The organism is Aquamicrobium soli (assembly GCF_042646345.1).
Taxonomy (GTDB): domain Bacteria; phylum Pseudomonadota; class Alphaproteobacteria; order Rhizobiales; family Rhizobiaceae; genus Mesorhizobium; species Mesorhizobium soli_A.
In genome coordinates, this window is sequence record NZ_JBHRTK010000012.1 from 662,153 (window position 1) to 676,299 (window position 14,147).

At 66.3% G+C, this 14,147-nt stretch carries 17 protein-coding genes; 3 read left to right on the plus strand and 14 right to left on the minus strand.

Translation table 11 applies throughout. From position 1 onward, the window contains the following. Positions 1–2 precede the first annotated feature (2 nt). From ACFOHJ_RS12995 to ACFOHJ_RS13020, 6 genes are all read right to left on the minus strand, one after another. Positions 3–782 (minus strand): succinate dehydrogenase iron-sulfur subunit, encoded by a 780-nt coding sequence (locus ACFOHJ_RS12995; protein WP_378221019.1) that lies wholly within the window; start codon positions 780–782, stop codon positions 3–5. A 42-nt stretch (positions 783–824) separates the two neighbouring features. Beyond that, positions 825–1,613 carry a sulfotransferase family 2 domain-containing protein gene (locus tag ACFOHJ_RS13000; RefSeq protein WP_378221020.1) on the minus strand — a complete coding sequence of 263 codons (789 nt, stop codon included), beginning with the start codon at positions 1,611–1,613 and terminating at the stop codon, positions 825–827. A 4-nt stretch (positions 1,614–1,617) separates the two neighbouring features. Continuing rightward, positions 1,618–3,456, minus strand: coding sequence for a succinate dehydrogenase flavoprotein subunit (sdhA, locus tag ACFOHJ_RS13005; RefSeq protein ID WP_378221022.1), 1,839 nt, complete (start codon positions 3,454–3,456; stop codon positions 1,618–1,620). A gap of 3 nt (positions 3,457–3,459) precedes the next feature. Next, positions 3,460–3,855 carry a succinate dehydrogenase, hydrophobic membrane anchor protein gene (gene sdhD, locus ACFOHJ_RS13010; protein ID WP_378221023.1) on the minus strand — a complete coding sequence of 132 codons (396 nt, stop codon included), beginning with the start codon at positions 3,853–3,855 and terminating at the stop codon, positions 3,460–3,462. 2 nt (positions 3,856–3,857) lie between these two features. After that, positions 3,858–4,271, minus strand: a complete 414-nt coding sequence (sdhC, locus tag ACFOHJ_RS13015) for a succinate dehydrogenase, cytochrome b556 subunit (RefSeq protein ID WP_378221024.1) — start codon at positions 4,269–4,271, stop codon at positions 3,858–3,860. A 226-nt stretch (positions 4,272–4,497) separates the two neighbouring features. Next, positions 4,498–4,854, minus strand: a complete 357-nt coding sequence (locus ACFOHJ_RS13020; RefSeq protein WP_378221026.1) for a hypothetical protein — start codon at positions 4,852–4,854, stop codon at positions 4,498–4,500. 268 nt (positions 4,855–5,122) lie between these two features. On the opposite strand from ACFOHJ_RS13020, the gene ACFOHJ_RS13025 reads away from it, so the two are divergent. After that, positions 5,123–5,479 carry a hypothetical protein gene (locus tag ACFOHJ_RS13025; RefSeq protein WP_378221028.1) on the plus strand — a complete coding sequence of 119 codons (357 nt, stop codon included), beginning with the start codon at positions 5,123–5,125 and terminating at the stop codon, positions 5,477–5,479. Here ACFOHJ_RS13025 and ACFOHJ_RS13030 read toward each other — a convergent pair. The 5 genes from ACFOHJ_RS13030 to ACFOHJ_RS13050 all read right to left on the minus strand — a co-directional run bounded on the left by ACFOHJ_RS13030 (position 5,463) and on the right by ACFOHJ_RS13050 (position 10,340). Further along, the gene (locus tag ACFOHJ_RS13030) at positions 5,463–6,659 is read right to left on the minus strand and encodes a GGDEF domain-containing protein (RefSeq protein WP_378221030.1); all 1,197 of its coding nucleotides are present in this window, start codon (positions 6,657–6,659) and stop codon (positions 5,463–5,465) included. The two genes, ACFOHJ_RS13025 and ACFOHJ_RS13030, sit on opposite strands and share 17 nt — an antisense overlap. A gap of 86 nt (positions 6,660–6,745) precedes the next feature. Continuing rightward, positions 6,746–7,945: a GGDEF domain-containing protein gene (locus ACFOHJ_RS13035; protein WP_378221571.1), complete on the minus strand. Its 1,200-nt coding sequence runs from the start codon at positions 7,943–7,945 to the stop codon at positions 6,746–6,748. A 166-nt stretch (positions 7,946–8,111) separates the two neighbouring features. Next, positions 8,112–9,536 carry a 3-isopropylmalate dehydratase large subunit gene (gene leuC / locus ACFOHJ_RS13040; protein WP_378221032.1) on the minus strand — a complete coding sequence of 475 codons (1,425 nt, stop codon included), beginning with the start codon at positions 9,534–9,536 and terminating at the stop codon, positions 8,112–8,114. Between the two features lie 69 nt (positions 9,537–9,605). Beyond that, positions 9,606–9,728 (minus strand): hypothetical protein, encoded by a 123-nt coding sequence (locus ACFOHJ_RS13045; RefSeq protein WP_378221593.1) that lies wholly within the window; start codon positions 9,726–9,728, stop codon positions 9,606–9,608. Between the two features lie 54 nt (positions 9,729–9,782). Beyond that, on the minus strand, positions 9,783–10,340 hold the full coding sequence (locus ACFOHJ_RS13050; protein ID WP_378221035.1) for a MarR family winged helix-turn-helix transcriptional regulator: 558 nt from the start codon (positions 10,338–10,340) through the stop codon (positions 9,783–9,785). 93 nt (positions 10,341–10,433) lie between these two features. Between ACFOHJ_RS13050 and ACFOHJ_RS13055 the strand changes: the two genes are divergently transcribed. Continuing rightward, entirely contained in the window at positions 10,434–11,150 is a 717-nt protein-coding gene (locus ACFOHJ_RS13055; RefSeq protein WP_378221037.1) for a hypothetical protein, read from the plus strand. Positions 11,151–11,225: 75 nt separating this feature from the next. Here ACFOHJ_RS13055 and rplS read toward each other — a convergent pair whose 3' ends face one another. Then, positions 11,226–11,756 carry a 50S ribosomal protein L19 gene (gene rplS, locus ACFOHJ_RS13060; RefSeq protein ID WP_378221040.1) on the minus strand — a complete coding sequence of 177 codons (531 nt, stop codon included), beginning with the start codon at positions 11,754–11,756 and terminating at the stop codon, positions 11,226–11,228. A 323-nt stretch (positions 11,757–12,079) separates the two neighbouring features. On the opposite strand from rplS, the gene ACFOHJ_RS13065 reads away from it, so the two are divergent. Further along, positions 12,080–12,832 (plus strand): sulfite exporter TauE/SafE family protein, encoded by a 753-nt coding sequence (locus ACFOHJ_RS13065; RefSeq protein WP_378221041.1) that lies wholly within the window; start codon positions 12,080–12,082, stop codon positions 12,830–12,832. On the opposite strand, the gene trmD is transcribed toward ACFOHJ_RS13065, so the two are convergent. Then, a complete protein-coding gene (trmD, locus tag ACFOHJ_RS13070) occupies positions 12,814–13,515 on the minus strand; it encodes a tRNA (guanosine(37)-N1)-methyltransferase TrmD (protein WP_378221042.1) in 702 nt (233 codons plus the stop codon). The two genes, ACFOHJ_RS13065 and trmD, sit on opposite strands and share 19 nt — an antisense overlap. Beyond that, positions 13,512–14,096 (minus strand): ribosome maturation factor RimM, encoded by a 585-nt coding sequence (rimM, locus tag ACFOHJ_RS13075; protein WP_378221044.1) that lies wholly within the window; start codon positions 14,094–14,096, stop codon positions 13,512–13,514. Before rimM ends, trmD begins: the two co-directional genes overlap by 4 nt. Positions 14,097–14,147 lie beyond the last annotated feature (51 nt).

Genomic DNA, 14,147 nt, shown 5'->3' on the forward strand with positions numbered 1-14,147 from the left:
TGCTACACCCTCCGTTCCACCATCATCTTCTTGATCTCGGCGATCGCCTTGGCTGGGTTCAGGCCCTTGGGGCAGGTCTGCGCACAATTCATGATGGTGTGGCAGCGGTAGAGGCGGAAGGGGTCTTCCAAGTTGTCGAGCCGTTCGCCGGTTGCTTCGTCCCGGGAGTCGATCAGCCAGCGATAGGCCTGCAGCAGCGTCGCCGGGCCGAGATAGCGGTCGCCGTTCCACCAGTAGCTCGGGCACGAGGTCGAGCAGCAGGCGCACAGGATGCATTCGTAGAGGCCGTCGAGCTTTTCGCGGTCCTCGTGGCTTTGCAGCCATTCCTTGGCCGGCTCCGGTGACACGGTGTGCAGCCAGGGTTCGATCGAGGCGTGCTGGGCGTAGAAATTGGTGAGGTCCGGCACAAGGTCCTTGACCACCGGCATGTGCGGCAGCGGATAGATCTTGACCGCGCCGGAAATCTCGTCGGCGCCCTTGGTGCAGGCCAGCGTGTTGGAGCCGTCGATGTTCATGGCGCAGGAGCCGCAGATGCCTTCGCGGCAGGAGCGGCGCAGCGTCAGCGTCGGGTCGATCCTGTTCTTGATGTAGAGCAGCGCGTCGAGCACCATCGGCCCGCAATTGTCCATGTCGACGAAATAGGTGTCGATGCGTGGATTGGCGTCATCGTCCGGTGACCAGCGATAGATGCGATACTCGCGCAGGTTGGTCGCGCCTTCCGGCTTCGGCCAGGTCTTGCCCTCGGTGAGTTGCGAGTTCTTGGGGAGTGCTAGTTCGACCATGTTCTTACGCCTGTATTTGTCGCCCGTTGCGTGGGTCCCGGTTCAAGGAACGTAGCCCAGTCCGGTGAAGTCTTTCTCGTAAATCTCGTAGACCAAGGCGCGCGTCCGCTCGTCATGGACGGCGCCCGACGGATGCGATGGATTGGTCCGGGGAATGGGCAGGATATCGTCAAGCTTTTCCTGCGGGACGCCCAACCGGATGAGCAATGCCGGCAGTTCTTCCGACAGCGTCTCTAGCCGCAGCACGTGGTCGTAGCGGATACTGTCCAGGAAGATCAGGTCGGCCTGAGGCACGAAGTGCACGTCGAAGCCGGTTCCGCTGCTGCGCAGGCCATGCATGAAATCGGCAAAGGAAATGCGCCTGCGGATGGCGTTGCGCTGGGCTTGCTTGCGGTCGCGGCCCGAAGCCAGCGCCAGGTACTTCGAAAGACCGCCGGCGAGGTAGGGGCCCTTCGCGTGCCATTTGGCGTATTTGCGCAGGTCGTAGTTGTAGATCGACAAAGCCCTCTCATAGGGATGCCGCACGACCGTGAACCAGAGATAGTCGCTGTGGGCCTGGTGGAACCCGGCCGCATCCTGCCTGGAAACCTCGTAGGAAACGAGTTCGCGCCCGCGTTGCAGGCTTTGGGGGCCGGCGTAGCGGACAGGGCCGTCCGGCATCGCGCCGGCCCTGTTCCTGTCGAGGTCGTGGATGCCCGCGATGACCGCCTTCAGGGTGGACGATCCGCATTTGGTCACCGGCGCGTAGACGAACCGGAAGCGTTCCGAAACCACCGGCCGGAAGGAGCTGGCGGTCTCGGTACCCTCTCTGCGGTTCGGGCGGCCGACCATCGTGTCAGTACACTCGCGCCTTGGGCGCGATCTTGGCCCGGCTGATGCCGCCTTCGGCCTCGCTCAGCAGCGGCTCGGTGTGGACCGGCCGGTAGTCGAGCGTGACCTTGCCGTCCTCGCTGACATGCGCCAGCGTGTGCTTGCGCCAGTTGGCGTCGTCGCGGTCGGCGAAGTCCTCGCGGGCGTGCGCGCCGCGGCTTTCCTTGCGCGCCTCCGCCCCGTAGACGGTGGCGATGGCGTTGGTCATCAGGTTCTCCAGCTCCAGCGTCTCCACCAGATCGGAGTTCCAGATCATCGAGCGGTCGAACACCTTGATGTCCTTCAGCTCGCCCCAGATTTCCGAAATGCGCCTGCAGCCTGCTTCCAGCGATTCCTGGGTGCGGAAGACGGCGGCGTCTTCCTGCATGGCGCGCTGCATCCGCTCGCGGATGACGGCGGTCGGCGTCGAGCCGTTGGCGTGGCGCAGGCGGTCGAAGCGGTCCATGATCCGGTCCGCCGCCGCCACGTTGAGGCTGGGGACGGCAGCCGCCTTGTCCACCACCTCGCCGGCCCTGATGGCGGCGGCGCGGCCGAACACGACGAGGTCGATCAGCGAGTTGGAGCCGAGGCGGTTGGCGCCATGCACGGAGGCGCAGCCGGCCTCGCCCACCGCCATCAGGCCGGGCGATACGCGGTCCGGGTCCGTCGCGGTCGGGTTCAGCACCTCGCCCCAGTAGTTGGTCGGCACGCCGCCCATATTGTAGTGGACGGTCGGCAGCACCGGGATCGGCTCCTTGGTCAGGTCGACGCCGGCGAAGATGCGCGCCGATTCCGAGATACCGGGCAGCCGCTCGTGCAGCACCGCCGGGTCGAGGTGGTCGAGGTGCAGGAAGATGTGGTCCTTGTTCTTGCCGACGCCGCGGCCTTCGCGGATTTCCAGCGTCATGCAGCGTGAGACCACGTCGCGGGAAGCAAGGTCCTTGGCCGAAGGCGCATAGCGCTCCATGAAGCGCTCGCCCTCGGAATTGACCAGGTAGCCGCCTTCGCCGCGCGCGCCCTCGGTGATGAGACAGCCGGCGCCGTAGATGCCGGTCGGGTGGAACTGGACGAATTCCATGTCCTGGAGCGGCAGGCCAGCGCGCGCCGCCATGCCGCCGCCGTCGCCGGTGCAGGTGTGGGCGGAGGTGGCGGAGAAATAGGCGCGGCCATAGCCGCCGGTCGCCAGCACCACCATCTTCGCCGAGAAGCGGTGGATGGTGCCGTCGTCGAGGTTCCAGGCGATGACGCCGGTGCAGGTGCCGTCGTCCTCCATGATCAGGTCGAGCGCGAAATACTCGATGAAGAACTGTGCCTTGTGCTTCAGCGATTGGCCGTAGAGCGTGTGCAGGATGGCGTGGCCGGTGCGGTCGGCGGCCGCGCAGGTGCGCTGCACGGGCGGGCCGTCGCCGAAGTTCATCATGTGGCCGCCGAACGGGCGCTGGTAGATCTTTCCTTCCTCGGTGCGCGAGAAGGGCACGCCGTAGTGCTCGAGTTCGTAGACGGCGGCCGGCGCCTGTCGCACCAGATATTCCATGGCGTCCATGTCGCCCAGCCAGTCCGACCCCTTGACGGTGTCGTACATGTGCCACTGCCAGTTGTCGGGGCCCATGTTGGAGAGCGAGGCGGCAATGCCGCCCTGCGCCGCAACGGTGTGCGAGCGGGTCGGGAAAACCTTGGTGATGCAGGCGGTCTTCAGCCCCTGCTCGGCCATGCCGAGCGTGGCGCGCAAGCCGGCGCCGCCGGCGCCGACGACGACGACGTCGAACTTATGGTCGACATAGGTGTAGGCGGAAGCGCCGCCCGTGCTTCTTGCGTCCTTGGCCAAGACTCAGCCTCCGAATGACAGCTTGGCGAGGGCAAAAACCGAGACGACGCCGACCGCTATGGTGAAGAAAGTGTTGAGCATCAACAGCGTGAGCTTGGCGCCCTCGCCGTGAACGTAATCCTCGATGATGACCTGCATGCCGAGCCGCATGTGAACCAGCCCCGCCACCAGCATGGTGGCGAAGACCAGCGCCACCAGCGGATGGGCGAGGGCGGAGCGCACGGCGGCGTAGTCGGCCCCGTTCATGCAGACGAGGAAGCCGACGAAGAACAGCGTCAGCGGCACCAGCGCGACCCCGGTCAGCCGCTGCCGCCAGAAGACGCCGGTGCCCTCGCGGGCGGAGCCCAGGCCGCGCACCCTGGCGAGCGGCGTGCGCATGTCGGTGTGGTTGGCGCTCATGATCAGGCTCCCCGTGCGTAGTAGCCGACGACCCAGATCAGCAGGGTCAGCACCACCGAGGCGATGATGTTCGCCCAGGCGATCTTCGAGGCGGTGTGCTTTTCCATGGCCGCAGCCGTGTCCCAGACGAAGTGGCGGATGCCGCCGAGCATGTGGTGCACCAGCGCCCAGGTGTAGCCGAACAGGATCAGCCGGCCGATCCACGAGCCGAAGATGCCGTTGACGAAATCGAAATAGGCCTGCGGGCCGGCCGCGGCCGTCAACCACCAGGCGACGAGCAGCGTGCCGACATAAAGCGCCCCGCCGGTGACGCGATGCAGGATCGACATCGTCATGGTGACGGGCCACCGGTAGACGGTCATGTGCGGTGAAAGCGGGCGCGGCTTTGCTGCGCGGGTGGCTGGTGATTGGCTCATGGCTCCCCCAATACGGTATCCTTGGGGCCTCAATCGGAAAACGGCATTGCCGCTCCCGTATGCGACTTCGGATAGCCGGTTTCTAAAACTCTTTTTGCAGCGCGTCAAAGCCGGAAAGCTCTTTCCGGCTAGGAATTTAGCTCACCGCCGGCACCTCATGGTGCTTCAATCGATTGAGACGCCGGGGTGATCGCTGCATTGCGGTAAGATCATGAGCGCTGCCGAATCATCGGGTGCAGGTCAGCGGCGTGTGGCCACTGCGCATCACCAGCGCCTCGCGCCCGTCAAGGACGATGGCGTCCCGCGCCTCGCCGTAGCGGCTCTTCTGGTTGGCCGGCGAGGCCGGCAGGTCCTCCTCGACGCCGTTCGGGCCAAGCAGGCGTATCGAGGAGCCTACATTGCGGATCGTTATCGAGCCGCCGTTGTCGCAGGCGTAGTTGGCGATGGGCGGTTGCGGCGTGCCGTCGCCGGCCAAGGTGGGCGATGTGCCTGCCACGGGCGATTTTGCCGGCGTCGAGGTGCAGGCGCCGACGAGGACGAGCGGCCATAAAAGCAGGGCCGCCCGGAAGCTCCGGCTGGCCATTTTCGCAGTCTTCGTCGCTCGGGGCCGTCGTTGCGGGCGCAGGTCCATCCCGAAACCTAGACTTTTTGCGGCCCTCACATCAAGGGAGGGCGTCGGCGCCTGTGGACAGACGGGCTGCACGCCCTGTCGCGGGCCGGCTGATGCCGGCTGCCGTTAACCATGTTTTCGCTTCGCGTCGAGTGGCGGCCGGTTGCCTCTTAACAATGGTTAATAAACGGTTAATCCTGTCGAATCGAGGGGACGCGCCTCTCGACGAAGGAGAATGCAGATGCGTCTGAACGCAGGTCTTTCCCGGAAATGCCTCGGCGCGCTCGCGGTGGCTGCGGTGGCGCTGGCCTGTGCCGCGCCCGCCTCGGCCGGGACGCGCCATCATGACCATGTCTATGCCGATTCGTTCGGCAACCTCGTCATCGACAGCGCCGCCGGATACAAGCGCATCCTTGTCGGCCAGGGCAGGCTGGCCAAGAAGCTGTCGGCCTACACCGGCTCTGGTCAGCCGCGTGTCGTCTATGCCGACGAATACGGCCATCCGGATTGCTACCGCCCGCCGGTGTTCGTGAAGGGCCGCAGCTACATGTACGGGCTGTCCGACGGGGAAATGCCGGAACTCAGCCCCTGCCGGTAAGCGGCAGGTCGCCGGCGTCCGGTGCCACGGCGAGGCGCACGCAGTCGCGGCCGTCTTTCTTGGCGTCGTAGAGAGCCTGGTCGGCGCGCCGCATCAGGCTGTCGAAATCGCCCTCGGGGCGCAGTTCGGCGACGCCGAAGCTCGCGGTGCAGCGGCGGCCGGCGGGCAGGCCGACGATCGGCAGGGCGCTGAAGGCGGCACGGGTGCCCTCGGCCAGCAAGCGCGCCGCCGCAAGGTTCGAGCCGGAAAGAAGGATGGCGAATTCCTCGCCGCCGATGCGTCCGGCGATGTGGCTGTCGCTCGCGGTTTCGTGCAGCAGGCCGGCGAAGACCTTGATGACGTGGTCGCCGCAGGCGTGGCCGAAACCATCGTTGATCGTCTTGAAATGGTCGAGGTCGGCGATGACCAGCGACACCGGGACGCCGTGCCGGACGGCGCTGCGCAGCGCGTCCCGTGCGTGATATTCGAAACCGCGCCGGTTCATCAGCCCCGACAGCGCATCGGTTTCGGACTTGTTGGTCGCATCGGCAAGCACGTCGCGCACGATCATGACCAGCAGGAGCAGGGCGATGGCGACGAGGAACACGGCCCCGAGCGCCTGCGATACCGACGCGTAGCTGCTCTCGACATAGGCTTGCGGGCTGGCGCCCCAGCCGCCGAGCGCCTGGGCGATGAACGGCTTTGCCGCGAATTGCAGGCCGGTTGCGGCGAGCAGGGCCATGAGCAGGCTGTCCAGATGCTGGCGCTTGAGCGGCGAGGACCGGATGATGCCGATCGCCAGGAAGGTCATCAGCGCGTAGGGCAGCTGGTAGGCCATCATCCGCGCCAGCGAATGGCGCGGCAAGTCCTGCACCAGCGAGACGACGACGGTTGCGGCGATGAAAAGGCCGAGCATCAGGCGCCAGGGCGGGGCGACATCGTATTTGTGGGCGATGGCGACGTTGAAGGCCACGATGCCGGCAAGCATGACGGCGAAGGCCACGACTACGACCGGGATCGCGTTCGAGAAGGCAGGAATGCTGAATTCGATGATGAAATAGGCCGCACCGAGCAGATAGCCCACGGCCATCCAGCGCGCCGAAACGCGCCGCACGTCGTAGACCGCGATGGTCATGAAGGCCGCAGCCAGAAGGCCGGCGACCGCCATGTTGATCGCTAGGATGAATGCTGCGCCGGTCATCGAGTGTTCCGCCCTCGATCCAGAAAACCACCGATGAGCGAAAAAGGCGTTAACGGCAGCCCGTTTCAGGGGCGTCGGCGCCGGTTCTATTCGTTGCCGTTGGTGCTGCCGCGAAAGGGCATTTCGGGCCTCAGATAGGAGATTCGCACGCTGTCGCGCCCGTTCTGCTTGGCCTTGTAGAGCGCTTCGTCGGCCCTCTCCATCAACGGGGCCAGAGGTTCTTGCCCGCTGCGCGCGGCGACGCCGAAGCTGGCGGTCATCCTGGTGCCGGGGGAAAGGCCGTCCGTGTTGCCGGTGGAAAACAGGGTGCGGACCGTTTCGGCAAACAGGCGGGCAGCGCCGAGGTCGGCAAGCGGCAGGATGACGGCGAATTCCTCGCCGCCGATGCGCCCGGCAACGCCGCGCGCGCCCGCGACCAGGCGAATCTTGGTGGCGAAGTCGACGATGACGCGGTCGCCGGCGGCATGGCCGTGCCTGTCGTTGACCGCCTTGAAGTGGTCGAGGTCGGCCAGCACCAGCGCCACCGGCAGGTTGTTGTGGGCCGAGCGCTCGAGCAGCGCGGCGGCCCGCTCCTCGAAGCCGCGCCGGTTCAGGAGCCCCGACAGCGGGTCGGTGTCGGACTGGGCCTTCAGCCTGCCCATCATGTCGGTCACCGTTGCCGTGAGGAGGCAAAGCGCGGTCATCAGGGAAAGCGTCGCGTGGACGAGTTGCGTGGTCGTCCAGTAGGCGGAGGTATAGAAGCCGTCATAGGAAACGAAGGGGCCATGCAGGGCGACGGCGACCAGCGTGCGGACGAGGAAGTTGCTGGCTGCGACCAGGGTGAGCCAGAACAGCACCCTCTGGATCGGCCCTTCACGGCGGACCGGCCGCAATTCGGCGGCGCACAGCAGGCAAAGGCCGCCAAAGGCGAAATTCGCGGCGTAGATGCGCCAGGTAAGGTCGGGTTCGACGAACAGGAACCACGAGAAAGCGGCGATGCCGCCGAGCGCCAGGGCGGCGACGGCACCGTAGGGTATGCGCCTGACGTAGCGGGACTGGATCGCGGTGGTGATGCAGACGACCGCGAGTGTGAACGCCACGCAGGAAGCCAGCTTCTCGGTGGCGAAGGTCGTGAACGGCAGGGAAAAATATTGCAGCAGGAAGCCGACGCCGGAGGCGGCGTAGCCGAAGGCCAGCATCAGCAGATGGAAGCTGGCGCGCTGGTAGGTCCATAGGACGAGGAAGGCTGCCGCAAGCACGGCCGCAATTGCCGGATTGAGCAATGCTATGGACAAGCCGGTCTGCAAGACGATCCGTTCCACCGTTCTGGTCGATCGAGCCTAACGGGTAAGCACGAACAACGGGTTAAACCGGTCTTGACTCGTCGCCTGCCACGGTCCGCCGCTCGATCGCCAGAAAAAAACCCCGGAGCGAGAGCTCCGGGGCGTTTCCTTGAACGGGAAAGCGGGTCGGCTATTTCCAGTCCCGGATATCGACGAAATGGCCGGCGATCGCCGCCGCCGCCGCCATGGCCGGCGACACCAGGTGGGTGCGGCCCTTGAAGCCCTGGCGGCCCTCGAAATTGCGGTTCGAGGTCGAGGCGCAGCGCTCGTAGGGGCTCAGGCGATCGTCGTTCATGGCAAGGCACATGGAGCAGCCGGGCTCACGCCAGTCGAAGCCGGCCTCGATGAAGATCTTGTCGAGCCCCTCGGCCTCTGCCTGTTCCTTGACCAGGCCGGAACCCGGCACGATCATGGCGTTGACGGTCGGCGCCACCTTCTTGCCAGCGGCGATCTTGGCCACGGCGCGCAGGTCCTCGATGCGGCCGTTGGTGCAGGAGCCGATGAAGACGCGGTCGAGCTTGATGTCGGTCATCTTCGTACCCGGCTCAAGGCCCATATATTCCAGCGCGCGTTTCTTGGAGTTGCGCTTGGTCTCGTCGTCGATGGCGTCCGGGTCGGGCACCACGCCGGCCACCGCCACCACGTCCTCGGGCGAGGAACCCCAGGTGACGATGGGCGGCAGCGAGGCCGCGTCCAGCACCACCACCTTGTCGAAATGCGCGCCTTCGTCGGACTTCAGCGTCTTCCAGTATTCCAGCGCCATGTCCCACGCGGCGCCCTTCGGCGCGCGCGGCTTGTCCTTGACATAGGCGAAGGTGGTTTCGTCCGGCGCGATCATGCCGGCGCGCGCGCCGCCTTCGATCGACATGTTGCAGATGGTCATGCGGCCTTCCATCGACAGCGAGCGGATGGCCTCGCCGGCATATTCGATGACGTAGCCGGTGCCGCCGGCAGTGCCGATCTCGCCGATGATGGCGAGGATGATGTCCTTGGCGGTGACGCCCTCGGGAAGCTGGCCGTCGACGCGCACCAGCATGTTCTTCGCCTTCTTCTGGATCAGCGTCTGGGTGGCGAGTACATGCTCCACCTCGGAGGTGCCGATGCCGTGCGCCAGCGCGCCGAACGCGCCATGCGTGGAGGTGTGGCTGTCCCCGCAGACGATGGTCATGCCCGGCAGGGTAAAGCCCTGTTCGGGGCCGATGATGTGGACGATGCCCTGGCGGCGGTCCTTCTCGGAATAATACTCGACGCCGAAATCGGCGGCGTTCTTGGCCAGCGCCTCGACCTGGATGCGGCTTTCCTCGTTCTTGATGCCGTTGACGCGGTCGGGCGAGGTCGGCACGTTGTGGTCGACGACGGCCAGCGTGCGCTCGGGGTGGCGGACCTTGCGGTTGGTCATGCGCAGGCCCTCGAAGGCCTGCGGGCTGGTCACCTCATGGACGAGATGGCGGTCGATGTAGAGGAGACAGGTGCCGTCTTCCTGGCGATCGACGACGTGGTCCTCGAAAATCTTGTCGTAGAGGGTGCGCAATTTGGGTTGAGAAGGGGCGCTCATGTGCGTGAATCCGTCGATTTCAAAAGGGAAAGCAATGCCGGCCGCAGCCGGCGCGATGGCAGACCGGTCTCAGGTAAGTCGGGTAACGACAGCCCCGAGCACGCGCGCGAAAAAGCGCGCTGGCAGGCGCTTCCTGTCCTGCAGCACGAAGCCCTTGTAGGACGGGTCTCCGAACAGCTCTTCCATAGCCATGCTCATATCAATGTTTTGCCGGGCCGGCAATCGCGTCGGCAACGGGCAGGGCGCTCACGCCGCTTCCTGCTCCTGGCAGATCTCGTCGGCCTCGGCCTCGCCCAGCGGCTGCCTGAGCAACCGGCAGTGGTGCCGGCCCTCGCCCTCGGCATCGGCGGCGAAGTGGCGGCAGTCGCGGCAGATGCCGAAGGCGCGGCCCGAACGGGCGGCCAGCATCGCCCCGACCAACGCCTTCAGCCCTTCGCCAAGGCCGGCCCGGCTTGCCGGCGGCAGCGCCCGCAAGGCATCGCCGAGCGCCGCCATGCCGTCGAGCGGCAGGAGCGCCCGGCCTTTCTCCGTCAGGTCCAGCCTCACCGAACGACCGTCGCCGGGGTTGCCGGTCTTTTCGACCAGCCCGGCACGCTCCAGCGCCATCAGCGTTTGCGAGACGGTGCCCTTGGTGAGGCCGAGATAGGCCGTCAACCCGCCCGGCGTGCGTGAAAAGCGGTTGGCGCGGGCCAGATAGCGCAACGCCTCCCACTGCGCGGGCTTCAGCCCGTGCGCGTGGCCCTCGTTGGCGACGATGCGCGCCAGCCTCCCGATCAGTTCCAGCGTCTCGTCCGTCTCGACCATGGATCTTAGTATCGTATCGATACCACTCTTGCAACGGTTCCGCGCCCCTGCTACGCAATTGGTATTGAGTCGATACTAAAAGGGAGACGAAGAATGCGAATCCACATCCTTGCCGCCACCGCCTTGCTTGCCCTCGGGCAGGGGGCTTTCGCCCACGACATCCAGAGCGCGGTCGATCCGTCGAAGCCGGCGGCCTTCGACATCACCGCCGCCTCGGCAACCACCGACGGCCGGCTGGCGACGTTCCTGATGGAGGTCGCGGGCGAGGCCGGATCGGTGAAGCCCGACGCCACCGGCAAGCTGCCGGGCGCGAAGGTGGCGGCCTATGTGTGGCCGACCGGCTTCGACCCGTCGGTGGTCGGTTTCGCCGAAAAGTCCGCCATCCTGGCTCTCGCCATCACCGCCCATCCGGATTTCGACGACACACCGCTGTTCGACGAGAACGGCGACGGCGATCCGGCCAATGACGGGGCCGGCTGGCATTCGCACTGGGTGGTGATGGAAAAGGCGGAGGGCTGCGGCGCCGGCTTGAAGGTGCGCGATGTCTCGCCCGGCGTCGACCTGTTGCCGCCGACCGCGCCGATGCTGCCGCTGGCGCTGGATAGCCCCGGCATGTCGCCGGCCCTGAACGGCAGGACGGCGACGATCACCGTGCCGGTCAAGGGCGGCGAGGGCGTGTCCTTCGATGCCGTCACCGCGGAACTGCAGGTGAATGCGGAGGGCAAGGCGCCGCTTCTATGCGTGACTGGCGTGCATGACGTCGCTTCCGGCGACCTGTCGCTGCCAGGAAAGATCACGCTGAAGGAGTGAGGCGGGACGCGCCCGGCATCGACAAATGAAAAAGGCGGCCGGAGCCGCCTTTTTCACGAAAACTTTTCGAAAAGCTTATTCCGCGGCGCCTTCGGCGGCCTTGGCCTCGGCGGCCGCCTTTTCAGCGGCTTCCTGCGCGGCCTTCTCGGCGGCCAGCGCCTCAGCGGCGGCTACCTTCTCGGCCTCGATGCGGGCCTTCTCGGCGTGCAGCGCATCGCGCTCGGCGTCGTTCAGCCTGCGGGCGCGGACGCCGGTGTTCTCCGAAATACGGGCCGACTTGCCGCGACGATCACGCAGGTAATAGAGCTTGGCGCGGCGCACCTTGCCGCGGCGCACGATCTCGACGCCCTCGACCATCGGCGAGAACACCGGGAAAACGCGCTCGACGCCTTCGCCGTAGGAGATCTTGCGGACGGTGAAGTTTTCCTGGAAGCCGGCACCGGAGCGGGCGATGCAGACGCCTTCGTAGGCCTGGACGCGGGTACGCGAACCTTCGGTGACGCGCACCAGGACGCGAACCGTGTCGCCGGGCTGGAATTCGGGAAGCTGGCGCTTGGCTTCGATCTTGGCGGCCTGCTCGGCCTCGATCTGACGGATGAGATCCATCTTAAAAATCCACTTCTTGTTCTTCCGACAGTCAGAGCGCCCTACGCTCGCCTTGCAGTTCAAACGACCGCTCGGTTATGCCATCCGTTCCAGGAACGTCCGGCAGGGGCGATTTCACCGTCAATGTTGACGGGTTCTTCTCCGGCTTCTCGTCCGGGTCGAGCGCGCACATACAGGCATTTTACCACTTTGTCACCTGTTGGCCCGAGACTTTTTTGCCATTGAGCCTAGCGCCGGCCGTCTATATCGGTGATTGGCAATCAAGCCAAGTCAGGCCGGGCGACGCAGCCTGCCCCTTCCATCCCCCAAGCGGCGGGCCATCCATGTCGATCATCGATGCGATCATCCTGTTCATCGCCGGCTACCTGTCGGGAATCGTCAATGCGATGGCGGGCGGCGGCACCTTCATCACCTTCGGGGCGATGTCCGTTCTGGGCACGCCGCCGATCCTCGCCAACGCCACCTCCTCGGTCACCCAGTTCCCCGGCTACATCACCTCGACGCTGGCCTACTGGGCCGATATCCGCAAATTCTGGCGCGGTGCGCTGTTGTTGTGCGCGATCTCGGCCGTCGGCGCCTTCGTCGGCTCGCTGATCCTGCTGGCGCTGGACAACGTGGCCTTCAACGCGCTAGTGCCGTGGCTGCTGCTGGCGGCGACCGCGCTGTTCGCCGCCGGGCCGTGGCTGAAGCCGACGCCGCGCGAGAACGGCGAAGGCAAGGTCGGCTCGCTCGCCGGCTCGGTGGCGCAGTTCTTCACGGCCATCTATGGCGGCTTCTTCGGCGCCGGCATGGGGGTGATGATGCTCGCCACGCTCGGCCTTACCGAGAGCGGCGGCTATCACCGCATCAACGCGCTGAAGAACATGCTGGCCATGGTCATCGCCTCGCTGGCGATCGTGGTGTTCATCGCCGGCGGCGTGGTCGCCTGGCCGGAAGCCATCGTCATGATCCCCGGCGGCGCGCTCGGCGGCTATTCGGGCGTGTGGATCGCCAAGCGGGTGCCGCAGGGCGTGGTGCGCGCCTTCGTCATCGCGGTCGGGCTGTTTCTCGCCGTCTACTACTTCGTCAAGCCCTGAGCGGCCGCCAGCAGGTCTGGCCGGCGCTCCTGCGTCAGCCGCTCGGATTCGGCGCGCCGCCATGCGGCGATCCTGGCATGGTTGCCTGAAATCAGCACTTCGGGGATGGGACGCCCCTCGAATTCCTGCGGCCGCGTATAGTGCGGGTGTTCGAGCAGGCCGTTCTCAAAACTCTCCTCCTCGCCCGAAAGCTCGTTGCCCATGACGCCGGGCAGCAACCGCACCACGGCGTCGAGCAGCACCAGCGCCGCCGGCTCGCCGCCGGAAAGGATGAAATCGCCGATCGAGACTTCCTCCAGCGCGCGCGCCTCGATGACGCGCTGGTCGATGCCCTCGAACCGGCCGCAGACGATAACCGCCCCCGGCCCCGCCGCCAGTTCCCTTGCGCGGGCCTGCGTCAGCGGCTTGCCGCGCGGGCTCATCAGCAGGCGCGGGCGCGGATCGCCGGGCGGCGACGCGTGGTCGATGACCCTGGCGAGAACGTCGGCGCGCATGACCATGCCGGCCCCGCCGCCGGCCGGCGTATCGTCGACGGTGCGGTGGCGGTCGGTGGCGAAGTCGCGGATCTGGATCGTTTCCAGCGACCAGGTGCCGGCCTGGAGCGCGCGGCCTGCCAGCGACAGGCCGAGCGCGCCCGGAAACATTTCCGGGTAGAGCGTCAGTACCGAGGCGGCGAAGCTCACCGGTTGCCTCCCGCATCCTTCGGTCCGCGCGGTCGGCGGTCGACGCCGGCCTCCGCGTCGTCGTCCTCGTCGGCCAGTCCGGCGGCGACGGGGTCGATGCGAACGAAGCCGCCCTGTACCGAGATCTCCGGCACCGCCGCCCGGCTGAACGGGATCAGCATGGTCTTGCGGCCCGAAAGCGCCACTTCCAGGATATCGTCGGCGCCGAAATTGTGGATCGCCTGCACCTTGCCGATGGCGGCCCCGCTGTCGTCCCGCACGGCGAGGCCGATCAGGTCGGCGTGGTAGAACTCGTCGTCATCCTCTTCGTCGGGCAGGGTCGAGCGGTCGACGAACAGTTCGGTTCCGGCAAGTGCCTCTGCCGCGTCGCGGCCCTTGACGCCCTTGAAGCGGACCACGACCACGGTGTTGGCCGGCCTGATGTCGGCGACCTCGAAGGCGCGTCCGTCGGCGGCGTAGAGCGGGCCATAGTCGCCCAGCGCCAGCGGGTCGCCGGTAAAGGTCTTCACCCGCACCTCGCCCTTGATGCCGTGGGCGGCGCCGATGACGGCCATCTGGATCGGGTTCTTGGGTGCCGGCATGGGGCGCTTTCCTGTTTCGCCTGTCTCCTAAACGCCGCCCGGCGGCTTTTC